A 23,173-nucleotide genomic window follows, 5' to 3' on the forward strand; every position below is an offset into this window, starting at 1 on the left:
CTCTAGGAGGCGAGCTTCCGGAAGAGGAGGCGGATCTCGTCGTCGTCCGCGACCAGCGGCAGGGTGTCGAAGTACAGCTCCCACTCCCCGCCGGGTCCGAAGCGCTCCACGATCCCGAAGGGGATGCCGGTGCGGGTCCGGTCGCCGTCGCGCACGGAGGCGGTCCCGTGCCACTCCACGTAGGCGGTGGTCTCCCCGACGGCGACCTGGCCCGCCCTGAGGTCGAGGTCGGCGGTGGCGAAGAGCCGCTCCAGGTAGGCGCGCTTCCCGGCCTCGGACACGAGCGGCGCGGCGAGTCCGGGCCCGCCGAGCCGCGCGCCCCCGACGCGGGCGAGGAGGGCGTCGGCGTCACCGGCGTTCCAGGCGGCGAGGCGCTCCCGCGTCTCCCCGGCCCGGGCCCGGAAGGCATCCCGGGCCCGCAAGGCGTCCCGGCCCCGGGGCGCGGCGCCCTCGGCCCGGCCGGCGTCGCGGGGCGATCCCGCGTCCGTGACGCCCGCGAAGAGCGGGGCGGGCGCCTCCCCGGGCAGGGTGTCGCGGAAGAGGACGGCCCGGTCGTAGTAGCGGCGGGCCTGGAGGGTGCGCCCCTCGTCGCCGAGGACGTTCCGCGCGATCTGGGGATAGGCGACGGTACGGCCCTTGAGGGTGACCTCGTTCCACTGCCCGAACATCACGGTGCTGCCGTCGGCGACCACGTCCGTGCCCCGGTAGGTCAGGCTGGGCACGAGGCCCAGGGAGCCGGTGATGGAGGTGCCGATCGGGGTGTGGCCGCGCTGCGCGGCGCTCCCGGCCTCCCAGAGGGTGGCCTCGGGGTCGAAGATGTCGAGGTAGGCGCGGACCCGCGGGTGGGTGAGGTCACCGGGCGCGGGCGGCGTGCCGGTGGCCATCTCGCCGAAGGTGATCTGCCTCTCCAGGAAGGCGCAGGCGTTGGGGGTGACGCGGCCTTCGAGCCGCTCGACCTTCTCCCGTGCCGCGGGGCAGTCGCCCCGTGCCGCCGTGGCCGCCCCGCCCGGCAGCGCCTCGGCGGTCGTCACCGTGACCGCCGCCGCTCCCGCGACGATCGCCGTCGCCATCGCGATGCCCGCACGACCGCGCCGCCCCTTACCCATGCCGTACCCCTTGTGTCGTCGCTCGCCGGGTGCGGCCCTGTGCCGTCCCGGTGCGCTCACCCTGCCGGGAGGGCGGTGCGGGGGTCGATTACCTCCGAGGTCATGTGCCCCGGAGGCCGGCCGGCGGGGAGCGGGGCGGGCGGTGCGTGTCCGTATGACGGACAGCGTGTCCGCCGGTACCGAACGGGGTGGGAATCCGGCGCTCCACATGATGCGATGACCCCATGAGCATCACTCTCACCACCTGGTCCCTCGAACAGACCTCGCCGTCCGATCTCCGCCCCTCGCCCGCCCCGGAGGGCGACGACATCACGATCGCGCGGGCCGCGGTCCCCTCGCCGGAGTACAGCCGCTTCCTCTATACGGCGGTCGGCGGCGACATCCGGTGGAACGACCGCCTGCCGCTGACGTACAAGCAGTGGGAGGAGATCGTCGAGAAGCCGGGCGCCGAGATCTGGGTGGCGTACGACCGGGGGACGCCGGCCGGGTACGTGGAGCTCGACCCCCAGCCCGACGGCGTCGTCGAGATCGTCTACTTCGGCCTGATCCCCGCCTTCCGCGGGCGCCGGATCGGCGGCCACCTGCTCTCCTTCGGCACCGCGCGCGCCTGGGACCTGGCCGAGCGCTGGCCCGACCGGGAGGCCACGAAGCGGGTCTGGCTGCACACCTGCTCGCTCGACGGCCCGCACGCGATGGCGAACTACGAGCGGCGCGGCTTCCGCCTCTTCGACACCAAGGTGGAGGAGGTCGAGGAGTCGGAGACCCCCGGCCCGTGGCCCGGCGCCCACGCCTGAGCCACGCACCGCACCACACGCTGCACCACGCCCGGGCCGTGCACCGCGCCCGCCGAAGGGGCCCCGACCGGGGCCCCTTTCGCGTGACCTGGAACACACCGTCTCATTTAGCGAGACATCTATGTCCGCATCCTGGACGATGCTGGACTGGGTCCAAAGTCCCGTGACACGCTTCCGTCATGTCTGGAACTGGAATTGCCTTGGTGAGTCGGCGGCACGTCGACCTCGGCCGCATGTCCAGCGCCATCTGTCCGGCGCGCTGAGAGAACCAGCACCGCCGCGATCTCCTCACAGCCCGACTCTGCCCCATCCTGCTGCGCACTGACGCGCCACCCTCTGACCTGAGCGTGAGTGTGCAGGTCAGAGCCGCCCTCTCGCAGTCCCGAAGGACAAGACGCCATGGCCGCCACCCCGGAAAACCCCACTCCCGCCGCCGCCCGCCGCAAGGCCGGGCGCCACCGTGGCGAGGGTCAGTGGGCCGTGGGGCACTTCACCCCCCTGAACGGCAATGAGCAGTTCAAGAAGGACGACGACGGTCTCAATGTACGGACACGTATTGAGACGGTCTACTCGAAGCGCGGCTTCGACTCCATCGACCCCAACGACCTGCGCGGACGCATGCGCTGGTGGGGCCTCTACACCCAGCGCAAGCAGGGTCTGGACGGCACCAAGACGGGCGTGCTGGAGCCGGAGGAGCTGGACGACGAGTACTTCATGCTCCGCGTCCGCATCGACGGCGGCCGGCTGACCACCGAGCAGCTCCGGGTGATCGGCGAGATCTCCGAGGAGTTCGCCCGTGGCACCGCGGACATCACGGACCGGCAGAACGTCCAGTACCACTGGATCCGCATCGAGGACGTCCCCGAGATCTGGAACCGCCTGGAGGCGGTCGGCCTGTCCACCACCGAGGCCTGCGGCGACACCCCGCGCGTCATCCTCGGCTCCCCCGTGGCCGGCATCGCCGCCGACGAGATCATCGACGGCACCCCCGCCATCGACGAGATCTACCGGCGGATCGTCGGCAACAAGGACTTCTCCAACCTGCCCCGCAAGTTCAAGTCCGCGATCTCCGGCTCGCCGCTGCTCGACGTGGCCCACGAGATCAACGACATCGCCTTCGTCGGCGTGGAGCACCCGGAGCACGGTCCCGGTTTCGACGTCTGGGTCGGCGGCGGTCTGTCCACCAACCCGAAGCTCGGCGTCCGACTCGGCACCTGGGTCTCCCTCGACGAGGTCCCCGACGTGTACGAGGGCGTCATCTCGATCTTCCGCGACTACGGCTACCGCCGGCTGCGCAACCGCGCCCGCCTGAAGTTCCTCGTCGCCGACTGGGGCCCGGAGAAGTTCCGCCAGGTCCTGGAGGACGAGTACCTGAAGCGGAAGCTGACGGACGGCCCCGCCCCCGAGCAGCCCGCGGGCCGCTGGCGCGACCACGTCGGCGTGCACCGGCAGAAGGACGGCCGCTTCTACGTGGGCTTCGCGCCCCGCGTCGGCCGGGTCGACGGCGCCACCCTGACGAAGATCGCCGAGGTCGCCGAGGCGCACGGCTCCGGACGGGTCCGCACCACCGCCGAGCAGAAGATGCTCGTCCTCGACGTCGAGGAGGCGCAGGTCGAGTCGATCGTCTCCGCCCTGGAGGCGCTGGACCTGCGGGTCACCCCCTCGCCGTTCCGTCGCGGCACGATGGCCTGCACCGGCATCGAGTTCTGCAAGCTGGCGATCGTCGAGACGAAGGGGCGCGGCTCCTCGCTCATCGACGAGCTGGAGCGCCGCATCCCGGAGTTCGACGAGCCGCTGACGATCAACATCAACGGCTGCCCGAACGCCTGCGCCCGCATCCAGGTGGCGGACATCGGCCTCAAGGGCCAGCTCGTCCTGGACGACGAGGGCAACCGCGTCGAGGGCTACCAGGTGCACCTGGGCGGCGCGCTGGGCCTGGGGGCCGGCTTCGGCCGCAAGGTCCGCGGCCTCAAGGTCACCGCGGCCGAGCTCCCGGACTACGTGGAGCGGGTCCTCACGCGCTACCAGGCGGAGCGCGAGACCGGCGAGCGCTTCGCGACCTGGGCGGCGCGTGCCTCCGAGGAGGCGCTGTCATGAGCGAGCGAGCCGCACCGTTCCACTGCCCCTACTGCGGCGACGAGGACCTGCGTCCGAACGAGCAGGGTCACGGCGCCTGGGAATGCGCCGCGTGCAGCCGAGCCTTCCAGCTGAAGTTCCTGGGGCTCCTGGCCCCGGCGACTTCGGAGAAATCCCCTGGGAGGGAAGCGATATGACGATCACTCAGGACGCGACCGCGGCCGACCTGAAGGCACTCGCCGAGCAGGCCGGCCGTGATCTGGAGGACGCCTCCGCGCTGGACATCCTCCGCTGGGCCGTGGACACCTTCGGCGACCGCTTCTGCGTCACCTCCTCCATGGAGGACGCGGTCGTCGCCCACCTCGCCTCCCGGGTCCGCCCCGGGGTGGACGTCGTCTTCCTCGACACGGGCTACCACTTCGAGGAGACCATCGGCACCCGCGACGCCGTGGACGCCGTCATGGACGTCAACGTCATCACGCTGACCCCGCGTCGGACCGTGGCCGAGCAGGACGCCGAGCACGGTCCGAGGCTCCACGACCGCGACCCCGACCTGTGCTGCGCGCTGCGCAAGGTCAAGCCGCTGGAGGAGGGGCTCACCGCGTACGGCGCGTGGGCCACCGGCCTGCGCCGCGACGAGTCCCCGACCCGGGCGAACACCCCGGTCGTCGGCTGGGACGAGAAGCGGCGGAAGGTGAAGGTCTCCCCCATCGCCCGCTGGACGCAGGACGACGTCGACGCGTACGTCACGGAGCACGGTGTCCTGACCAACCCGCTGCTCATGGACGGGTACGCCTCCGTCGGCTGCGCCCCCTGCACCCGCCGCGTCGAGGAGGGCGAGGACGCCCGCGCCGGACGCTGGGCCGGACGGGCCAAGACCGAGTGCGGGCTGCACGGATGACGGACACTCAGACACCCCAGGAGAACCACGTGACCGGTGCCACCATCTGGCTCACCGGCCTGCCCAGCGCCGGCAAGACCACCATCGCGTACGAGCTGGCCGGCCGCCTCCGCGACGAGGGCCACTCCGTCGAGATCCTCGACGGCGACGAGATCCGCGAGTTCCTCTCGGCGGGCCTCGGCTTCAGCCGCGAGGACCGGCACACCAACGTGCAGCGGATCGGCTTCGTCGCCGAACTGCTCGCCTCGCACGGCGTGAAGGTCCTGGTCCCGGTCATCGCCCCGTACAACGACAGCCGCGAGGCGGTCCGCAAGCGCCACGGCGCCGAGGGCACCGCCTTCGTCGAGGTGCACGTGGCCACCCCCGTGGACGTCTGCTCCGTCCGTGACGTGAAGGGGCTCTACGCCAAGCAGGCCGCGGGCGAGATCAGCGGCCTCACCGGCGTCGACGACCCGTACGAGGCACCCGAGAACCCCGATCTGCGGATCGAGTCCCAGAACCAGACCGTGCAGGAGTCCGCGGCGCAGCTCCACGCGCTGCTCACCGAGAGGGGTCTGCTGTGACCACCACCGTCGCCCACGCCCACGACGCCACGGACAGTCCGTTCGCGCTGTCGCACCTCGACTCCCTGGAGTCCGAGGCCGTCCACATCTTCCGCGAGGTGGCGGGCGAGTTCGAGCGGCCGGTGATCCTCTTCTCCGGCGGCAAGGACTCCATCGTCATGCTGCACCTGGCGCTGAAGGCCTTCGCCCCGGCGCCGGTCCCCTTCACGCTGCTGCACGTCGACACCGGGCACAACTTCCCCGAGGTCATCGAGTACCGCGACCGGGTCGTCGCCCGGCACGGCCTGCGGCTGCACGTGGCCTCCGTGCAGGAGTACATCGACGCCGGCAAGCTCCGCGAGCGCCCGGACGGCACCCGCAACCCGCTGCAGACCGTCCCGCTGACCGAGGCGATCCAGCAGCACCGCTTCGACGCCGTCTTCGGCGGCGGCCGCCGCGACGAGGAGAAGGCCCGCGCCAAGGAGCGGGTGTTCTCGCTGCGCGACGAGTTCTCGCAGTGGGACCCGCGCCGCCAGCGCCCCGAGCTGTGGCAGCTCTACAACGGCCGGCACGCCCCGGGCGAGCACGTCCGCGTCTTCCCGCTCTCCAACTGGACCGAGCTGGACGTCTGGCAGTACATCGCCCGTGAGGGCATCGAGCTGCCGGAGATCTACTTCGCCCACGAGCGCGAGGTCTTCGCCCGCAGCGGCATGTGGCTGACGGCCGGCGAGTGGGGCGGCCCGAAGGACACCGAGACGGTCGAGAAGCGGCTCATCCGCTACCGCACCGTCGGCGACATGTCCTGCACCGGCGCCGTCGACTCCGACGCCACGACGCTCGACGCCGTCATCGCCGAGATCGCCGCCTCCCGCCTCACCGAGCGGGGCGCGACCCGCGCCGACGACAAGATGTCCGAGGCCGCGATGGAAGACCGCAAGCGCGAAGGGTACTTCTAATGAGCACGTCCACCGAGCAGTTCGCCGACGTCTCGGCCACCACCCTGCTGCGCTTCGCCACCGCGGGGTCCGTCGACGACGGCAAGTCCACCCTGGTGGGGCGTCTCCTGCACGACTCCAAGTCGGTCCTCACGGACCAGCTGGAGGCCGTCGAGGCCGCGTCCCTCAAGCGCGGGCAGGAGGCGCCCGACCTGGCGCTCCTCACCGACGGTCTGCGGGCCGAGCGCGAGCAGGGCATCACGATCGACGTGGCCTACCGCTACTTCGCCACGGCCCGCCGCCGCTTCATCCTCGCCGACACCCCCGGGCACGTGCAGTACACCCGGAACATGGTCACCGGCGCCTCGACCGCCGAGCTGGCCGTGGTCCTGGTCGACGCCCGCAACGGTGTCGTCGAGCAGACCCGCCGGCACGCCGCCGTCGCCGCGCTGCTCCGCGTCCCGCACGTGGTCCTGGCCGTGAACAAGATGGACCTGGTCGAGTACCGGGAGCCCGTCTTCGCCGCGATCGCCGAGGAGTTCACGACGTACGCCTCCGAGCTCGGTGTCCCGGAGATCACCGCGATCCCGATCTCGGCGCTCGCCGGCGACAACGTCGTGGAGCCGTCCGCGAACATGGACTGGTACGGCGGCCCGACGGTCCTGGAGCACCTGGAGACCGTCCCGGTCAGCCACGACCTGACGGCCTGCCACGCCCGTTTCCCGGTGCAGTACGTGATCCGCCCGCAGACCGTGGAGCACCCCGACTACCGGGGCTACGCCGGTCAGATCGCGGCCGGTGCCTTCCGGGTCGGCGAGGAGATCACGGTCCTGCCGTCGGGCAGGACGTCGACGATCGCCGGGATCGACGCGCTGGGCGAGCCCGTGGACATCGCCTGGGCCCCGCAGTCGGTGACGATCCGGCTCGCCGACGACATCGACATCTCGCGCGGCGACCTGCTCGCGCCGAGCGGCGACGCCCCGGCCACCAGCCAGGACGTCGAGGCGACGGTCTGCCACGTGGCGGACCAGCCGCTCGCCGTCGGCCAGCGGGTCCTGCTCAAGCACACCACGCGCACGGTCAAGGCGATCGTCAAGGACATCCCCTCGCGGCTGACCCTGGACGACCTGTCCCAGCACCCGAACCCCGGGCAGCTGGTCGCCAACGACATCGGCCGTGTCGTGGTCCGCACCGCGGAGCCGCTCGCGCTCGACGCGTACGCGGACTCCCGCCGTACGGGTTCGTTCCTGCTGATCGACCCCGCGGACGGCACCACGCTCGCGGCCGGCATGGCGGGCGAGTCCTTCGCCACGACCAGGGCCGTCGCCGCGGTCGACGAGGAAGAAGGGTGGGACTTCTAAATCATGGTCACCGACATCTACTCCACCTTCGCGAAGGAGGGCGGCCGCGTCGGCAGCGGCACGCTCGGCAGCGGCCAGGGAGGGGTGGCGCGATGTGCGCGATGACGTACGCGCACCGCATGCGCGCCCTCACCCCCCACGAGCCGTACCCGCCCCTGCTCCACCGCCGAAGACGTGTGTCATGAGACCACGTACCGAGAGGAAAGCCTCGCGTGTCTGCCAACGGAAACTCCCGCACCACCCGTAACACACTGCGCCGCAGCATCGTCGCCGCCGCCGCGCTGCCGCTCCTGGTCGGTGCCCTCGCCTCCTGCGGCTACGGTTCCGACGCGAAGAAGGACGAGTCCGCGGACAAGAAGGCCCCCGTCGCGGCCGACGCGAAGAAGCTCTCCGCCTCCGAGGTCCGGATCGGCTACTTCCCCAACCTGACGCACGCCACCGCGCTGATCGGCGTCCAGGACGGTCTGATCCAGAAGGAACTGGGCGGCACCACGCTGAAGCCGCAGACCTTCAACGCCGGTCCCTCCGAGATCGAGGCGCTCAACGGCGGCTCTCTCGACATCGGCTTCATCGGCCCCTCGCCGTCCATCAACGCGTACGTCAAGTCCAAGGGCAAGAACCTGCGGATCATCTCCGGCTCCGCCTCCGGCGGCGTGAAGCTGGTCGTGAACAAGGACAAGATCAAGACCCTGGACGACCTCAAGGGCAAGAGGATCGCCACCCCTCAGAAGGGGAACACGCAGGACGTCGCGCTCCTCAACTGGATCGCCGAGAAGGGCTGGAAGGTCGACCCGGAGTCCGGCAAGGGCGACGTCTCCGTCGTCCGCACCGACAACAAGGTCACCCCTGACGCCTTCAAGTCCGGCTCCATCGACGGTGCCTGGGTGCCCGAGCCGACCGCGTCCAAGCTGGTCTCCCAGGGTGGATCCGTCCTCCTGGACGAGACCAGCCTGTGGCCCGACAAGAAGTTCGTCATCACGAACGTCATCGTGTCGCAGAAGTTCCTCTCGGAGCACCCGGACGTGGTCGAGGCCGTGCTGAAGGGCACGGTGAAGACCAACGCGTGGATCACCGCCAACCCGGACAAGGCGAAGGCCTCCGCCAACGCCGCCCTGAAGGCGCTCAGCGGCAAGGCCCTGGGCGACAAGGTCATCGACCCGGCGTGGCCGAGCATCGCGATCACGAACGACCCGCTGGCCGCGACGCTGAAGACCCAGTCCGAGTGGGCGGTCAAGGCCGGACTGATCGAGCAGCCCGACCTGGCCGGCATCTACGACCTGACGCTCCTCAACAAGGTGCTGAAGGCCGAGGGCCAGCCCGAGGTCGCCGACGCCGGCCTCGGCGTCAAGTAACACGCGCCACGTCCGAGAATCCGTAACCCCCAGGAGGTGACGACCATGGCCACCACGCTCGCCAAGGCTGCCGACGGCACCGTAGCGGAGCAGACGCACGCCGCCCGGATCGAGCACGTCTCGAAGTCCTTCTCCGGCCCGGCCGGTACCCAGCTCGTCCTGGACGACGTCACGCTCGACGTCGCGCCCGGCGAGTTCGTCACCATCCTGGGGGCCTCGGGGTGCGGCAAGTCCACCTTGCTGAACCTGGTCGCCGGACTGGACCGGCCGACCCAGGGGTCCATCGCGACCCCGGGCGGCCGGCCGGCCCTGATGTTCCAGGAACACGCCCTCTTCCCCTGGCTCACCGCGGGCAAGAACATCGAACTCGCCCTGCGGCTGCGCGGGGTGCCCCGGGCCGAGCGCCGGGCGGAGGCCGAGCGGCTGCTGGAGCTGGTCCGGCTCGGCGGCGCGTACGGCAAGCGGGTGCACGAGCTGTCCGGCGGCATGCGGCAGCGCGTGGCCCTCGCCCGGGCGCTGGCCCAGGACAGCCAGCTGCTGCTGATGGACGAGCCGTTCGCCGCCCTGGACGCCATCACCCGTGACGTGCTGCACGGCGAGCTCACCCGCATCTGGGCGGAGACCAACCTCTCCGTCCTGTTCGTCACCCACAACGTGCGGGAGGCCGTGCGCCTCGCCCAGCGCGTGGTGCTGCTCTCCTCCCGGCCCGGCCGGGTGGCCAAGGAGTGGACCGTGGACATCCCGCAGCCCCGCCGCATCGAGGACGCGGACGTGGCCGAGCTGTCCCTTGAGATCACTGAACACCTGCGTGGGGAGATCCGCCGCCATGGCCAGCACTGACACCGCCGCGACGGTCAAGAAGGACGACCTCGCCGGTCTGGAGGCCGGACTCGACGCCCTGGACGCGGTCGAGATCCGCCGTACGCCGGTCCGCGAGGTCCTCGTCAAGAAGGTCCTCCCGCCCACCCTGGCCGTCTTCCTGGTCCTCGCCGTCTGGCAGATCCTGGTCTCGGCGAAGATCACCGACGAGACCAAGCTGCCCGCACCCTCCGCGGTGTGGGACGGTCTGGCCGACATGTGGCTCCAGGGCACCCTGATCGAGGTCATCTGGACCAGCGTGTCCCGCGGCCTGGCCGGCTTCCTCCTCGCGCTCGCCATCGGCACCCCGCTGGGTCTGCTGGTGGCCCGGGTGAAGTTCGTGCGCGCCGCGATCGGCCCGATCCTGTCCGGCCTGCAGTCGCTGCCCTCGGTGGCGTGGGTGCCGCCGGCCGTGCTCTGGTTCGGTCTGAACGACGCGATGATGTACACGGTGATCCTGCTGGGCGCCGTCCCGTCCATCGCCAACGGTCTGGTCTCCGGCGTGGACCAGGTTCCGCCGCTGTTCCTGCGGGCGGGCCGCACCATGGGCGCCACCGGCCTCAAGGGCACCTGGCACGTGGTGCTGCCTGCCGCGCTGCCCGGCTACCTGGCGGGCCTGAAGCAGGGCTGGGCCTTCTCCTGGCGCTCGCTGATGGCCGCCGAGATCATCGCCTCCTCGCCCGACCTGGGTCTGGGCCTGGGGCAGCTGCTGGAGAACGGCCGCAACAACATCGACCTGCCCGGCGTGTTCCTGGCGATCCTGCTGATCCTGATCGTCGGCATCGCCATCGACCTGCTGATCTTCAGCCCGCTGGAGCGGTGGGTGCTCCGCAGCCGCGGGCTCCTGGTGAAGTGAGCCGACCGACCATGAACCGCCCCGTCCTCCTCGTGATCGCCCACGGCAGCCGCGACCCGCGGCACGCGGCGACCGTCCAGGCGCTGGTGCGCCGGGCCGGTGCGCTGCGGCCGGGGCTGCGCGTGGAGACGGCGTTCCTGGACTTCAACCTGCCGTCGGTACCGGGGGTGCTCGACCGGCTCGCGGCGGACGGGGTGCGGGACGTGGTGGCGCTGCCGCTGCTGCTGACCCGGGCCTTCCACGCGAAGGCCGACATCCCCGCCGTCCTGCGCCAGGCACCCCCGTCCCTGAGCGTCCGCCAGGCGGAGGTCCTCGGCCCCTCGCCGCTGCTGATCGCGGCGGTGGAGCGGCGGCTGTACGAGGCCGGGCTCACGCCCGGCGACAAGAGCGCGACCGGGGTCGTCCTGGCCTCGGCGGGCTCCACGGACCCGGAGGCGATCGCGGTGATCGCAGAAACGGCGCGGGAGCTGCGGCGCACCGGTTGGTGCTCCGTGCGGCCCGCGTTCGCCTCCGCATCTCTTCCCCGGACGGAGGATGCCGTCCGGGCCCTGCGTGCCGATCCGGGCGTCCACCGGGTGGCGGTCGCCCCGTACGTGATCGCCCCGGGCCGGCTCCCGGACCGCATCGCGGCGGGTGCGGCGGAGGCCGACGTCCTGGCGGACGTCCTGGGCCCCTCCCCCGAGCTGGCCCGTCTGCTCGTGGAGCGGTACGAGGCGGCCCTCCGGCCGGTCGCCCGGACCGCCTAGGGCGTGTCTTGGCGAGCCCGGCCTGATCCACAAGACACCCCCTAGGGGGTGTCGGCCCTAGCTCTTCGGGTTCCGGCCGCTGATCGCCAGGGCCCGGTCGAACGCCGGGGCACCGGCGGGGACGTCGACGACCGGGGCGAAGCCCTCGTACTGGCGGTAGACCTCGGCGTGCTCCTCGACGACGCCGAGGACGAAGACCGCCGTGTCCTCGAGGACCGTGAACTCCTGGCCCGTGGAGCGGGCCAGGTCCCAGCCGTGCAGGGCGAGTTCCTTGACGAGCAGGGAGGCGATGGTGCGGGCCGGCATCGCGACGTGGCCGGTGTCGACCTCGCCGTCCCAGACGCCGGGGCGCTCCCAGGCGGCCAGGGCCCGGTCGAGCTGCGCCGCGTACGCCCCGGCCCAGTCGGTCTCCGCGGTGAAGTCCCGCTCGGTGGTCTCCTCGGGGAGCTTCGTGCGCAGGGCGCGGTGTTCGAGGCCGTGCGCGGAGTACAGGACCAGGTGGTTGGCGAGCTCCCGGACCGTCCAGTCGGCGCAGACGGAGGGGGTGCCGAGCTGCTCGGCGGTGACGGCGCGGGCGACCCGGCGCGCCTCGGCGGCGCAGACGGTGAGGTGGTTGTGGATCTCGTTCATGCCTCGACGGTACGGAGGGCCCCGCGCCCGGTCTTGAACTTTCGCGACAGGGGTCCGGCCTGATCCGAAGGGACGGCCTAGCTGAAGTCGAGCCCGCCCGTGCGGGTGCGCTTGAGCTCGAAGAGGTCGGGGTGGGAGGCGAGGACGCGGAAGCTGTCGAAGAGTTCGGCGGCCTGCTCGCCGCGCGGGATCGCCCGCAGGACGGGGCCGAACCAGACGGTTCCGTCGACGTGGATCGTGGGGGTGCCGACGTATCCCTCGGCCTCGGGGTCCTTGCCCGCGTCGTGGCTGCGGCGGACGGCGTCGTCGTAGGACGGGTCGTGGGCGGCGGCGGCCAGTTCCGGCGGGAGGCCGAGCTCGACGAGCGCCTCGGCGACGACGGCGTCGAAGTCCTTCTGCTTCTTCTCGTGGATGCGGGTGCCGTACGCGGTGTAGAGCGGGCGCAGGATCTCCTCGCCGTGCTGCTCGGCGGCGGCGGCCGCCACCCGGACCGGGCCGATGGAGGCGTCGACGAGCTCGCGGTACCAGTCGGGGAGTTCGTTCCCCTCGTTGTGGAGGTAGAGGCTCATCACCTTGAAGCGGAGGTCGATGTCCCGGTGGCGCTCGACCTCCAGGATCCAGCGGGAGGTGATCCAGGCGAAGGGACAGGCGGGGTCGAAGTAGAAGTCGACGGTGGGGCGGTCCGTGGTGCCGGTGTGCTCGTTGCTCGTCATGGTCATGAATCTATCGGGGAGTTGGCCCGCCGCCACGGGCCATTCGGTGATCCTCAGACTGGGCCACTTCGGGGTCAGTCCTCCCGTGTCATCTCGATGAGCTTGACCACGGTGTTCCAGTTCCGGGCGGTGGTGACGAGGCCCTTCACCACGGACGGCCGGGAGATCGCCGGGGCCAGCTTCGACGTCCCGAGCCCGTCGGGGACGTGCAGATAGAGCACGCGGTCGCCGAGGGCGAACTCCTCCGGCAGGAAGGCCTCGCGGTCGATCGCCGCGAAGCGTCCGGGGTCGACCGGGCCGGAGCAGTAGATGGCGTGGAGCTCCTTGCCCTGCAGCTCGGCGGCCGGGAACGGGCAGGCGTCGGCGACGGCGGCGAGGTAGTCGCCGTCCCGGACGAGGCAGTCGACGCGGAAGCCGAAGCGGGCCTCGATCGCGTCCTCGATCGCGGTCCCGAGCGCGTCCTCGCCGTCGCCGGAGCCGGTGGTGAAGACGGCGTTCCCGCTCTGGAGGTAGGTGCGGACACCCGTGTGCCCGAGGCCTTCGAGGAGGCTCCGCAGCTCCGCCATGGGGACCTTCCGGTGCCCGCTCACGTTGATGCCCCGGAGCAGGAGGGCGTAGGTCTGCGTCTTCGTCATGGGGGTCAATCTAGGGGGCCACCGCGCCTCGTGGGGGGCGGCGCGGTGACCGGTTCGAACGATGTCCGACGGAGGGGGCCCGGAGAAGGCCCTTCACTGATCTGTGACTTATTCAACAAGGTTTCGTAATGACTAATCCGTCATCTGCGCTGATAGCGGGCGAGGACCCGGTTGCCGTCCACGACCAGCCGTCTGCGCAGCTCGGCACCGTCGATGGCGCCGCTGTAGTACTCCTGGAAGGCGGGGGTCGCGACCTTGTCCTTCCACTCCGGATAGCCGCGCACCGACTGCGCGGGCGCCGGCCGCAGGTGCCGCGCGACCGCCGCCCCGGTCGCCCAGCCGTCCCGCGCGGTGTGCAGGGAGGGGTCCGCGAGCGCGGCCGTGCCGGTCGGCAGCATCCAGTCGCCGCGCGCGAGCCGCACCATGTTCGCCGGGCGCAGGAAGAAGTCGAGGAACGCCGCCGCCTCCTTCTTGTGGGGGCTGTCCTCGGCGATCGACAGGGTCTGCGGGGAGACGCCCTGGGCGAGCCCCTCGCCGCCGGCCGGGGCGGGCAGCACGGTCCACTCGAAGCCCTCCGGTGCCTGCTGCGCGATCTGCTGCCGGTAGGCGAAGCCCAGCGGGACCATGGCGTACGTGCCGGCGAAGAACCCGGGCAGGGTGTCGGAGCCTCCGCTGCCGAGGGTGGTCCGCGGGGCGGTCCGGTCGGTGACGACCTGGTCGTGGACGGTGCCGGGGACGATGCCGTCGGCCTCGGTGAAGTCGACGGTGACCCGGCCGTCCGGGCCCCGGCGGAAGAGGCCGCCGCCGGCCGAGACCCCGAGGTTGAGGCTGACGGAGACGGGCTCCTTGAGGGGCCAGGCGACCGCGTACCGGCCGGGGCCCATGCTCCGGGTGAGGTCCTGGGCGATCCGCCGGAACTCGCTCCAGCTCCAGGGCTTCTCCGGGGTGGGGAGGCGGACGCCGGAGGACTCCAGGATCTTCCGGTTGGCGATGATCACCCGGGGTTCCTGGAGGAACGGCACGCCGTGGACGCCCTCGCCGAAGGTGGTGGTCTGCCAGCTGCGGGCCGGGATGTCGGCGCGGAGCCGCGCGGAGAGGAGGGGGCGGAGGTCGGCGAGGTGGCCGCCGTAGGCGAAGTCGGCGAGGTCGTCGGAGGCGTCGTGGATGATGTCGGGCGCCTCGCCGCCCTCGAAGGAGGTGAGGAGCTGGTCGTGGACGGAGTCCCAGCTGCCCTGGACGTACTCGACCTGGACGTCGGGGTGGGCGGCGTTCCACTCGTCCACCAGCCGCCGGTTGGCGTCGACGGACTCCTTCTGCCAGGCGAGGGACTGGAAGCGGAGCCGTACGACGCCGTCGTCGGGGCCGTCGCCGCCCGCGGTGCAGCCGGTGAGCAGGAGCAGCAGCACGGCGGCGAGGGCGAGGAACCGTCTCATGACTTCACCGCCCCCGCCAGCATGCCGCCGGTGATGCGTCTCTGCAGGATGCCGAAGACGACGAGGGACGGCAGGGTGGCGAGGAAGGCCGCGGCGGCCAGCGGGCCGAGGTCGGCGACGCCCTCGGCGCCCAGGAAGTGGGTGAGGACGACCGGCAGGGTCTGCTTCTCGGGGGTCTTGAGGAGGACGAGGGCGAAGAAGAACTCGTTCCAGGCGGTGACGAAGGCGAAGAGCGCGGTGGCGACGATACCCGGGGCGAGCAGCGGCGCGGTGACCGAGACGAGGGTACGGATCCGGCCGGCGCCGTCGACGGCCGCGGCCTCCTCCAGTTCGGCCGGGACGGACCTGACGTAGCCCATGAGCATCCAGAGGGCGAAGGGCAGCGACCACACCACGTAGACCAGGACGAGGCCGGCGACGCTGTTGATCAGGTGCAGGTTCTTGAGGACGAGGAAGAGCGGGATGATCACGAGGACGAAGGGGAACGCCTGGCTGATCACCACCCAGCCGGTCGCGGCCCCGGCGAGCCGGCCCCGGTGGCGGGCGGTCACGTAGGCGAGCGGGGTCGCGACGGCCACCGCGATCACGGCCGCGCAGACCGCGGCGAGCAGGCTGTTGGCGGCGGCCCTGAGCAGCGGCTGTTCGTCGAAGGCCTGCCGGAAGTTGTCGAGGGTGGGGTCCCGCGGGATCCAGGTGGGGTGCAGCGAGGCCAGCTCGGGGGCGGGCTTGAAGGCGGTGGAGACCAGCCAGAGGAAGGGCAGGGCGAGGAACAGCAGGTACGCGAGGAGGGCCAGGTACTGGCCCGCCCGCGCGGGCCCGCTCGTCCGGAGGGCGCTCACCGGTCCCGGTCCCCTTTCAGACGGCGTACGAGGGAGAGGGCGATGAGCACCGAGACGGCGGCGACCATCACGCAGCCCATCGCGGCGGCGTAGCCGAACTGCCCGTACCGGAAGGCCTCTTCGTAGGCGAAGAGCATGGGGAGCCGGGTCCGGCCGCCCGGTCCGCCGTTGGTCAGGACGTAGACCAGGGCGAAGGAGTTGACGTTCCAGATGAGGTTGAGGGCGGTGATGGCGAGGGCCACCGGCCGCAGCGCGGGCCAGGTGACGGTGCAGAAGCGGCGCCAGGCGCCGGCGCCGTCGAGGGCGGCTGCCTCGTGGAGTTCGCGCGGGGTGTTCTGGAGTCCGGCGAGCAGCGCGACGGTGGTCTGCGGCAGGCCGGCCCAGACGCCGACGACGATGACGGCGGGGAGGGCGGTGGCCAGGCCGGAGAGCCAGTCGTGGCCCTCGCCGAGGCCCAGGTCCCGGAGGGTCTCGTTGAGGATGCCGGCGTCGGGGTTGTAGACGAGCCGCCACATGATGCCGACGACGACCTCCGGCATGGCCCACGGGACGATGGCGAGCGCGCGGGCCAGCCAGCGGAGGCGGAGGTTCTGGTCGAGCAGCAGGGCGAGGCCGAGGGCGAGCAGGAACTGCGGGACGGTGACCCCGACGGCCCAGACCGCGCCGATCCGGAACGAGTCCCAGAACAGGGTGTCGTGCAGCAGGTCCTGGAAGTTCAGGGTGCCGACCCACCGGGTGGCCTGCGTGCGGCCCGACTGGGCGTCGGTGAAGGCGAGCGCGATGCCGTACAGCAGCGGGCCGACGCTGAGGACGAGGATCGGAAGGAGCGCCGGGAGCACCAGGAACCAGGCGCCGAGGTCGGGGCCGCGCGGGCGCGCCCCGGGGGCGGCGCGCGGGGTGCGCGTCCGGCCGGGCTGCCTGGTCGCGGTCACCGAGCCCACCTGTCCGCCCCCGTCCACCGCCGCCGTCCGGAATCCCGCCATGGTGCTGACGGCGCGTCGGCGCGTCAAGGCGATGAGCGGGGTGAGCTGCGCGGATGGGAGACTTTGGCGCGAAAGCGCGCTGGAGGGAGAGGTCGATGGACGAGGCGAGAGCACGGGAGATCCTGGCGGCGGCGGGCCTGCCGGCCGGGGAGGCACGGCTCCTTGCCCTGGGCGAGAACGCGGTCTTCGCGGTGGGCGACCTGGTGGTGAAGGCCGGCCGGGACGCGGAGCTGTTCGAGCGGGCCGAGCGGGAGCTCGCGCTGGCGTCCTGGCTGGAGGAGGCCGGGGTCCCCGCGGTCCGGGCCGCCGAGGAGAAGCCGCGTCTGGTGGACGGGCATCCGGTGACCGTCTGGCACCGGCTGCCCGAGGCGGTGCGGCCCACGGAGCCCCGCGATCTGGCCCCGCTGCTGCGGGCCGTCCACGCCCTGCCCGAGCCGACGGGCTTCGCGCTCCCGCGCCGTGAGCTGCTCGGCGGGGTCGAGCGGTGGCTGCGGCTGGCGGGCGACGCGATCGATCCGGCGGACGCGGCGTTCCTGCGGGAGCGGCGCGATTCCTTCGCCCCCGCGGCGGCGGCGCTCACCCCGCATCTGCTCCCGGGCCCGATCCACGGGGACGCCCTCCCCCGGAACGTCCACGTCGGCCCGAACGGCCCGGTCCTGGTGGACCTGGAGACCTTCTCCTCGGACCTGCGCGAGCACGACCTGGTGGTCCTCGCCCTCTCCCGGGACCGGTACGGCCTGGACCCGGCGGCGTACGAGGCCTTCACCGAGGCGTACGGCTGGGACGTCCGGGAGTGGGAGGGCTGCGCGGTCCTGCGCGGCGCGCGGGAGACCGCGAGCTGTGCGTGGGTGGCCCAGCACGCCCCGGCGAACCCGAAGGCCCTGGCCGAATTCGAGCGCCGGGTGGCCTCCCTGCGGGACGGCGACCCCGAGGTCCGCTGGTATCCGTTCTGACATCATGACCCCGTCGCGAACAGGACGATGGGAACGGGGTGTTGAGATGCGGGTCCAGCTGTCCGAGGTGGCCCTCGACGTCGAGGTGAGCGGGGAGGGTCCGGCGGTGCTGCTCCTGCACGGCTTCCCCGACAGCCGTGCGCTGTGGCGGCACCAGGTCCCGGCGCTGAACGACGCCGGCTTCACCACCGTCGCGCCCTCTCTACGGGGCTTCGGCGCCTCGGAGCGGCCCGAGGGCGGGGTCGAGGCGCACCACCCGGCCAAGCACGTCGGCGACGTGATCGAGCTCCTGGCGTACCTCGGGATCGACCGCTTCCACGTGGTCGGTCACGACTGGGGTTCGGGCATCGCGCAGGGTGTGACGCAGTTCCTCCCGGACCGGGTGCAGAGCCTGACCGTCTTGTCCGTGGGCCATCTGGCGTCGATCCGCTCGGCCGGCTGGGAGCAGAAGCAGCGCTCCTGGTACATGCTGCTGTTCCAGCTGACCGGGCTCGCCGAGGACTGGCTCGCGCGGGACGACTTCGCGAACCTGCGGGAGATGCTGGGCGAGCACCCCGACGCGGAGGCCGTGATCGAGCCGCTGCGCGCGCCGGGCGCGCTGACGGCGGCGCTGGACATCTACCGCGCGGGCCTCCCGGCGGAGGTGCAGTTCGGGGCCGACCTGCCGACGGTGCCACTGCCGGAGTCCGTCCCGGTGATGGGCGTGTGGTCGACCGGCGACCGGTTCCTCACGGAGCGCTCGATGTCCGGTACGGCCGAGTTCGTCTCCGGCTCCTGGCGCTACGAACGCGTCGAGGACGCCGGCCACTGGCTCCCCCTCGACCAGCCGGAGAGGGTGAACGAGCTGCTGCTCTCCTTCCTCGAGGAGAACCGCTAGCCGGCCACCGCGACGGCCGGGCGCAGGGGCCACGTGGAGTCGACGACCGCCTCCGCGTCGCCCTTGCGGCGCAGGAAGTCCTGGAAGTTCTCGGCCCAGGCGCGGTACCAGCCGATCTGCCGCTCGTGCAGCTCGGCCGGGTTCAGGCCGGCGACGCCGGGGTGCCGCTCGGCTATCGCGACGGCGACCCGGACGGCGGCGAGCGCGTCGGCGGCGGCCTGGTGGGCGGCTTCGAGGACGACGCCGTACTCACCGCAGACCGCCTCCAGGGTCCGCTTGCCGCGCCGGTAGCGGTCGACGGCCCGGTCGATGGTGTACGGGTCGACGACCGGGCCGATGGCCGTCCCGCCGAGCCGCTCCTCCAGGGAGGGCAGGCCGTGGCGGCGCAGTTCGGCGGCGAGGAGGGTGAGGTCGAAGGAGGCGTTGTACGCGACGACCGGGACGCCGTCCTCCCAGTACGCCGCGAGGGTCTTCGCGATCTCGTCGGCGACCTCGCGGACCGGCCGGCCCTCGGCCGCCGCGCGCTCGGTACTGATGCCGTGGATCGCGGAGGCCTGCTCCGGGATGCGGATGCCCGGGTCGGCGAGCCAGTCCCGCCGCCGTACGACCTGTCCGCTCCCGTCGACCTCGACGATCGAGGCCGTGACGATACGGGCCTCCAGCGGTTCGGTGCCGGTCGTCTCCAGGTCGAAGCCGACCAGCGTGTCGCCGTGCCAAGCCATCGGGTCCTCCTTACGTGATCTCCCCCGTGGTGCTGACCACCCTCGCACGCACCACTGACAACGCCTCCGGCTCCCCCGGCGGAAGGTCAGGAGACGGGGCGGGAGTCGAGCCAGACGGACTCGAATTCCTCCCGATATGTCTCGAAAAGTCCGTGATCTCCGTCACGGGACGGCTGTCCGTGCCGGACCACGTTCCGTCCGCCGCCGCGCAGGACGAGCACCGGGGCCTCCATCCCCCGGGCCCGGCGCAGATAGGACTGGACGACGCCGACCCCGTCCGGCCCGTCGCCGTCGACGAGGTACGCCGTGAAGCGGGGGGTCTCGTCGAAGACGTGGATCTGGAAGGCGCCCGGGTCGCGCAGCTTCGAGCGGACCCGGCGCATGTGCAGGATGTTCATCTCGACCGAGCGGCTCAGCTCGCCCTTCTTGAGGCCGAGTTCCCGCTCGCGGCGCTTGACGGCGCTGCTCGCCGGGTTGAGGAAGAGGAGCCGGGTGCGGCAGCCGGACTCGGCGAGCCGGACCATGCGGCGGCCGGAGAAGTTCTGCACGAGCAGATTGAGGCCTATGCCGGTGGCGTCGAGGCGGCGGGCGCCGCCGAAGAGGTCCTCGGCGGGCAGCTGCCGCTGGAGCCGGACCCGGTCGGGGTGGACGGAGACGACGTCCGCGTACCGGTCGCCGACGAGATCCTCGACCGCGTCCACCGGCAGCCGGTCGGCGGACGGCACCCCGGCCCCGCTGCCGAGGATCTCCAGGATGCGGGCGGACGCCCGCTCGGACTGGGCGAGGACGGTCAGGGAGAGCGCCCGGTTGCGGGAGACCACGTTGCGCGTGACCTCCAGCTCGTCGAGGGCGAGCTCGACCTCGCGCCGGTCGTCGAAGTAGGGCTCGAAGCAGGGCCAGTGCTGGACCATCAGCTCCCGCAGCTGGGGCAGCGTGAGGAAGCTCAGCACGTTGTCGTCGGCCGGGTCGAGCAGGTAGCCCTTGCGCCGGGAGACCTCGCGGACGGCGACCGCCCGCTGGACCCATTCCTGCCCGGCCGGACCGGCCGCGGCCACCACCCACTCCTCGCCGTGCACCGGTTCGTACACGGGCCGCAGGACGGCGGCGACCACGGCCCGCAGCCGCTGTTCGACGAGGTTCAGCCAGATGTAGGCGCGGCCGGCCCGCTGGGCCCGGGTGCGGACCTCGCTCCAGGCCTCGGCGCCCCAGTCGAGCTCCGCGCCGATCTCGACCGGCCGGCCGACGGTGACGGTGCCGGGCGGCACGACCGCGCCCGGCGGCAGGACGACGCCCGGAGGGGCACCCGCGCCCGGCGGGGCGACCGCTCCGGGCTGCGCCTCTGCGGGGTCGGCCGGGCCCCCCTCGTGACCCGCGTCACCTGGGGGCAGCTCCAGACCTCCCGAGCTCACCCGCGCACCGCCTTCTGCTCCCGGACACCCGTTCCGGCGGACAGGATGACCATGTGACAACGATCAAGGAAGGGTACTCCGCGAGCGGGAGGCGGTGCAGCAGGATCGTCAGGCTGCTTCCTCAACTCCCCAGATCGGGCTGTCCGTTCTGGGAGGCGAGATCGGCCGGAGTGAGCGGATTCATAGCGGTTACGTCCCTGGGCGCGAGCTGGAAGCCCTGCCAGTGGACGGGCATCGGCTGCTGGTCCTCGTCCCGGGCGATGTGGTGGAACCCGATGTTGACCCACACGGACGGCTGAGTCAGCGTCTCGCCGTTGACCCACTTGTCGACGCTGTCACCGGCGCCCGCCGCGCAGTTGCCGATGTTGTTGCTCGCGAACTTCTCGCACGCGCGCGCCTGGGTGAAGTACACGTCGTGCTTGGTGAATCCGCGGCCCGCGTGGGTGTCGGTGTGGCCCGGCACGATCTCGTACGAACGGGCGTGGCCGTCGGCGTTCTTGCCGGTGCCGCTGACCACCCGCCACCAGCGCATGTTCTTCGCGTCTCCGGCGAGTTCCTTGGTGACGACGGTGCGCTTGGTCTTCACGGTCGGTCCGCCGCCTCCGGTGGGCGCGGTGACCGTGGAGTCGAACTGCTCGACCCGGTCCTTGGAGCCGTCCAGACCGAAGTCGAGCTTCCAGAAGACGTTGTGGGCGTGGCTGGTGGCGTAGCCGCGGGCGCCCTTGCCGAGGGGCCAGCCGCGTCCGTCGGTGGCGTTGTAGTCGACGGGCGAGAGGCTGCCGGTGGCCCCGACGTTGGCGCCGATGGTGCCGTCGGCGGTGAAGCGCCACTCGGTGATGTACTCGTACCAGCCGACCTTGTTGACGGTGTAGACGAGCAGGTCCTTGGCCTGGGCCTGCCAGACCTTGGAGCCGCCGTCACTGGCCATGCGGTACGCGTGTCCGCGCGCCCGCGTGGTGGTGCACAGGCCCTTGACGTCGCCGACGTCGGCCACCTTGACGGTGGTGAGGGTGCCGCCGGGGCACTCGGCCGGCTTGAGGTTCTGCAGGCCGTAGCCGAACCCGGCGCCGGTGAGGTCGTCGTACTCGGCGCCGCCGTCGTCGTAGGGCACGTGGATCTGGGCGAGCCGGGCGCTGGTGAGCACCTTGATCGGGGCGGTGGCGCCGGGCGGCTGGTAGGTGACCCGGTCGAGCGTGAGCCCGGCGTCGGTGTCGTAGCGCCAGCACATGCGCCAGGTGGTGCCGCCGTCCAGCTTCTGGGTGATGCGGTACGCGGCGGAGCAGTCGGGTGCGGTGGGCGCGGCCGCGCGCGCCGGAGCCGGCGGGGTGGTCGCGGCGGTGGCGCCGGTCGCGGGTCCGGCGGCGGCCGTGGCGGTGCCGAGCAGGACGGCGGCGGTCAGGACGGCGCCCCGCTTGCGGGTGGACCGCCCGCGCGGGGCGAGTGGGTCGCTCGGGTGGGACAGGCTGGGCATGGAGACGTACTCCCTCGTACGTGGCGTGGGGCTGCGAAGGGTCCGGGGCGCGGTCAGCCGACCCGGGTGACGGTCCTCGCGGAGAGGTCGACGATCAGGTTCCGGGTGTCGATCCAGGCCCCGTTGAGGACCTTGGTGACGAGCCGGACGCACCGATGCTCACCGCAACGGGTCAGCTGCGCGGGGACGTTGGCCTCGCGGTAGGTGCGGTAGACGTCGCCGTTGAACCACAGCTGCCCGGTGGAGGTGAGCTCCTTGCCGGTGGCGTCCTTGTAGTCCTCCTTGACGCCCTTGCCGAGCGGGCTCGCGAGGATCAGCTCGAGGGCCGCGCGCAGCTCCTCGGGGTGGGCCGAGGGCTGGACGCCGCGCTGCGCGCCGGACTTCTCGACCTTGCCGGTGTCGAGGTTGACGGTCTTCGTGACGAGCTCGTCGCGCGCGTAGTCGTAGAGGCGGACCTCGGCGCGCCGCGTCCGGTCCCCCGGCAGCGGGTCGGCGAGCCGGGTGCCGAGGCGCTGGGGGCCCCGGCCGCCGGTGACGTCCTGCTGGGCGGAGGCCGCGGGCGGGGTCAGCGCCAGCGACTCGGCCCGTGCGAGTTCGTCGTCGGTGAGCGGGTCGCTGCCGACGCCCTTCTTCCCCTCGGCCGCGACCGGGACCACGGTGGCCGGCTGCGGCGCGGAGCCCTGGGCCCGTGCGTCCGGCTGCCCCTGTCCGGGGGCGCCGGCCGTGCCCCCTCCCGCCGTACCGGCCGCCGCACCGGCCGTTCCGGCGGATCCCCCGGCCCGCGCGGCTCCCGCGGGCCCTTCCGCCCCTGCCTGGCCCGGCAGGGTGATCGCGACGGCGACGGCGGTTCCCGTCACCGCCATGGCCGCTCCGGCCACCACCTTCCCCAGGTGGCGGCGCACTATTTCGTACACACTTCCCCCTCAATCCCCCTCTTGTTCTGCGGTCACCCGGTAGGACGGGCCGAAGTCCTAGGTGGTT

General features: G+C 72.1%; 25 protein-coding genes. 14 read left to right on the forward strand and 11 right to left on the reverse strand.

The window, feature by feature from the left end; translation table 11 throughout:
* Nucleotides 1-2 precede the first annotated feature (2 nt).
* The gene (locus tag ACFV2S_RS06855; RefSeq protein ID WP_385554922.1) at nucleotides 3-1,106 is read right to left on the reverse strand and encodes a hypothetical protein; all 1,104 of its coding nucleotides are present in this window, start codon (nucleotides 1,104-1,106) and stop codon (nucleotides 3-5) included.
* A 224-nt stretch (nucleotides 1,107-1,330) separates the two neighbouring features.
* On the opposite strand from ACFV2S_RS06855, the gene ACFV2S_RS06860 reads away from it, so the two are divergent.
* The 12 genes from ACFV2S_RS06860 (at nucleotide 1,331) to ACFV2S_RS06915 (ending at nucleotide 11,527) form a co-directional block, all read left to right on the forward strand.
* Nucleotides 1,331-1,900, forward strand: coding sequence for a GNAT family N-acetyltransferase (locus ACFV2S_RS06860; protein WP_385554923.1), 570 nt, complete (start codon nucleotides 1,331-1,333; stop codon nucleotides 1,898-1,900).
* Nucleotides 1,901-2,079: 179 nt separating this feature from the next.
* On the forward strand, nucleotides 2,080-2,163 hold the full coding sequence (locus ACFV2S_RS06865; protein WP_310591794.1) for a putative leader peptide: 84 nt from the start codon (nucleotides 2,080-2,082) through the stop codon (nucleotides 2,161-2,163).
* A gap of 136 nt (nucleotides 2,164-2,299) precedes the next feature.
* Nucleotides 2,300-3,997 carry a nitrite/sulfite reductase gene (locus ACFV2S_RS06870; protein ID WP_385554925.1) on the forward strand — a complete coding sequence of 566 codons (1,698 nt, stop codon included), beginning with the start codon at nucleotides 2,300-2,302 and terminating at the stop codon, nucleotides 3,995-3,997.
* Entirely contained in the window at nucleotides 3,994-4,173 is a 180-nt protein-coding gene (locus tag ACFV2S_RS06875; protein WP_385554927.1) for a hypothetical protein, read from the forward strand. Before ACFV2S_RS06870 ends, ACFV2S_RS06875 begins: the two co-directional genes overlap by 4 nt.
* The gene (locus ACFV2S_RS06880; protein WP_385554929.1) at nucleotides 4,170-4,877 is read left to right on the forward strand and encodes a phosphoadenylyl-sulfate reductase; all 708 of its coding nucleotides are present in this window, start codon (nucleotides 4,170-4,172) and stop codon (nucleotides 4,875-4,877) included. Before ACFV2S_RS06875 ends, ACFV2S_RS06880 begins: the two co-directional genes overlap by 4 nt.
* Nucleotides 4,874-5,440 carry an adenylyl-sulfate kinase gene (gene cysC / locus ACFV2S_RS06885; RefSeq protein ID WP_385554931.1) on the forward strand — a complete coding sequence of 189 codons (567 nt, stop codon included), beginning with the start codon at nucleotides 4,874-4,876 and terminating at the stop codon, nucleotides 5,438-5,440. The genes ACFV2S_RS06880 and cysC overlap by 4 nt, the downstream gene beginning before the upstream one ends.
* Nucleotides 5,437-6,375 carry a sulfate adenylyltransferase subunit CysD gene (gene cysD / locus ACFV2S_RS06890; RefSeq protein ID WP_385554933.1) on the forward strand — a complete coding sequence of 313 codons (939 nt, stop codon included), beginning with the start codon at nucleotides 5,437-5,439 and terminating at the stop codon, nucleotides 6,373-6,375. The genes cysC and cysD overlap by 4 nt, the downstream gene beginning before the upstream one ends.
* Complete coding sequence (locus tag ACFV2S_RS06895; protein WP_385554935.1) at nucleotides 6,375-7,715, forward strand: sulfate adenylyltransferase subunit 1; 1,341 nt, start codon at nucleotides 6,375-6,377, stop codon at nucleotides 7,713-7,715. Before cysD ends, ACFV2S_RS06895 begins: the two co-directional genes overlap by 1 nt.
* Nucleotides 7,716-7,927: 212 nt before the next feature.
* On the forward strand, nucleotides 7,928-9,067 hold the full coding sequence (locus tag ACFV2S_RS06900) for an aliphatic sulfonate ABC transporter substrate-binding protein (protein ID WP_385554937.1): 1,140 nt from the start codon (nucleotides 7,928-7,930) through the stop codon (nucleotides 9,065-9,067).
* 45 nt (nucleotides 9,068-9,112) lie between these two features.
* Nucleotides 9,113-9,907: an ABC transporter ATP-binding protein gene (locus ACFV2S_RS06905; RefSeq protein ID WP_383791199.1), complete on the forward strand. Its 795-nt coding sequence runs from the start codon at nucleotides 9,113-9,115 to the stop codon at nucleotides 9,905-9,907.
* Nucleotides 9,894-10,781, forward strand: a complete 888-nt coding sequence (locus tag ACFV2S_RS06910) for an ABC transporter permease (RefSeq protein ID WP_385554940.1) — start codon at nucleotides 9,894-9,896, stop codon at nucleotides 10,779-10,781. The genes ACFV2S_RS06905 and ACFV2S_RS06910 overlap by 14 nt, the downstream gene beginning before the upstream one ends.
* A gap of 11 nt (nucleotides 10,782-10,792) precedes the next feature.
* Nucleotides 10,793-11,527 carry a sirohydrochlorin chelatase gene (locus ACFV2S_RS06915; protein ID WP_385554942.1) on the forward strand — a complete coding sequence of 245 codons (735 nt, stop codon included), beginning with the start codon at nucleotides 10,793-10,795 and terminating at the stop codon, nucleotides 11,525-11,527.
* 57 nt (nucleotides 11,528-11,584) lie between these two features.
* Here the strand turns inward: ACFV2S_RS06915 and ACFV2S_RS06920 are convergent, their stop codons facing one another.
* The 6 genes from ACFV2S_RS06920 to ACFV2S_RS06945 form a co-directional block, all read right to left on the reverse strand.
* Nucleotides 11,585-12,157 carry a TIGR03086 family metal-binding protein gene (locus tag ACFV2S_RS06920; protein ID WP_385554944.1) on the reverse strand — a complete coding sequence of 191 codons (573 nt, stop codon included), beginning with the start codon at nucleotides 12,155-12,157 and terminating at the stop codon, nucleotides 11,585-11,587.
* Between the two features lie 77 nt (nucleotides 12,158-12,234).
* Complete coding sequence (locus ACFV2S_RS06925) at nucleotides 12,235-12,870, reverse strand: DsbA family protein (RefSeq protein ID WP_385554946.1); 636 nt, start codon at nucleotides 12,868-12,870, stop codon at nucleotides 12,235-12,237.
* Between the two features lie 74 nt (nucleotides 12,871-12,944).
* Nucleotides 12,945-13,505 (reverse strand): DUF1697 domain-containing protein, encoded by a 561-nt coding sequence (locus ACFV2S_RS06930; RefSeq protein WP_385554948.1) that lies wholly within the window; start codon nucleotides 13,503-13,505, stop codon nucleotides 12,945-12,947.
* Nucleotides 13,506-13,645: 140 nt separating this feature from the next.
* The gene (locus ACFV2S_RS06935; RefSeq protein WP_385554950.1) at nucleotides 13,646-14,938 is read right to left on the reverse strand and encodes an ABC transporter substrate-binding protein; all 1,293 of its coding nucleotides are present in this window, start codon (nucleotides 14,936-14,938) and stop codon (nucleotides 13,646-13,648) included.
* Nucleotides 14,935-15,777, reverse strand: a complete 843-nt coding sequence (locus ACFV2S_RS06940) for a carbohydrate ABC transporter permease (RefSeq protein ID WP_385554953.1) — start codon at nucleotides 15,775-15,777, stop codon at nucleotides 14,935-14,937. The genes ACFV2S_RS06935 and ACFV2S_RS06940 overlap by 4 nt, the downstream gene beginning before the upstream one ends.
* Nucleotides 15,774-16,760, reverse strand: a complete 987-nt coding sequence (locus ACFV2S_RS06945; protein WP_385555277.1) for a carbohydrate ABC transporter permease — start codon at nucleotides 16,758-16,760, stop codon at nucleotides 15,774-15,776. Before ACFV2S_RS06945 ends, ACFV2S_RS06940 begins: the two co-directional genes overlap by 4 nt.
* 95 nt (nucleotides 16,761-16,855) lie before the next feature.
* Here ACFV2S_RS06945 and ACFV2S_RS06950 point away from each other — a divergent pair, with 95 nt between their 5' ends.
* Complete coding sequence (locus ACFV2S_RS06950) at nucleotides 16,856-17,713, forward strand: phosphotransferase enzyme family protein (RefSeq protein ID WP_385554954.1); 858 nt, start codon at nucleotides 16,856-16,858, stop codon at nucleotides 17,711-17,713.
* A 46-nt stretch (nucleotides 17,714-17,759) separates the two neighbouring features.
* On the forward strand, nucleotides 17,760-18,590 hold the full coding sequence (locus ACFV2S_RS06955; protein ID WP_385554956.1) for an alpha/beta fold hydrolase: 831 nt from the start codon (nucleotides 17,760-17,762) through the stop codon (nucleotides 18,588-18,590).
* On the opposite strand, the gene ACFV2S_RS06960 is transcribed toward ACFV2S_RS06955, so the two are convergent.
* From ACFV2S_RS06960 to ACFV2S_RS06975, 4 genes are all read right to left on the reverse strand, one after another.
* Nucleotides 18,587-19,312, reverse strand: coding sequence for a 3'-5' exonuclease (locus tag ACFV2S_RS06960; RefSeq protein WP_385554958.1), 726 nt, complete (start codon nucleotides 19,310-19,312; stop codon nucleotides 18,587-18,589). The two genes, ACFV2S_RS06955 and ACFV2S_RS06960, sit on opposite strands and share 4 nt — an antisense overlap.
* An 86-nt stretch (nucleotides 19,313-19,398) precedes the next feature.
* Nucleotides 19,399-20,721 carry an SAV2148 family HEPN domain-containing protein gene (locus ACFV2S_RS06965; protein ID WP_383791229.1) on the reverse strand — a complete coding sequence of 441 codons (1,323 nt, stop codon included), beginning with the start codon at nucleotides 20,719-20,721 and terminating at the stop codon, nucleotides 19,399-19,401.
* 121 nt (nucleotides 20,722-20,842) lie between these two features.
* Nucleotides 20,843-22,192, reverse strand: a complete 1,350-nt coding sequence (locus ACFV2S_RS06970) for a copper amine oxidase (protein ID WP_385554961.1) — start codon at nucleotides 22,190-22,192, stop codon at nucleotides 20,843-20,845.
* 53 nt (nucleotides 22,193-22,245) lie between these two features.
* The gene (locus ACFV2S_RS06975) at nucleotides 22,246-23,106 is read right to left on the reverse strand and encodes a Tat pathway signal sequence domain protein (protein ID WP_385554962.1); all 861 of its coding nucleotides are present in this window, start codon (nucleotides 23,104-23,106) and stop codon (nucleotides 22,246-22,248) included.
* Nucleotides 23,107-23,173 lie beyond the last annotated feature (67 nt).

Source organism: Streptomyces sp. NPDC059695, assembly GCF_042733785.1.
GTDB lineage: Bacteria > Actinomycetota > Actinomycetes > Streptomycetales > Streptomycetaceae > Streptomyces.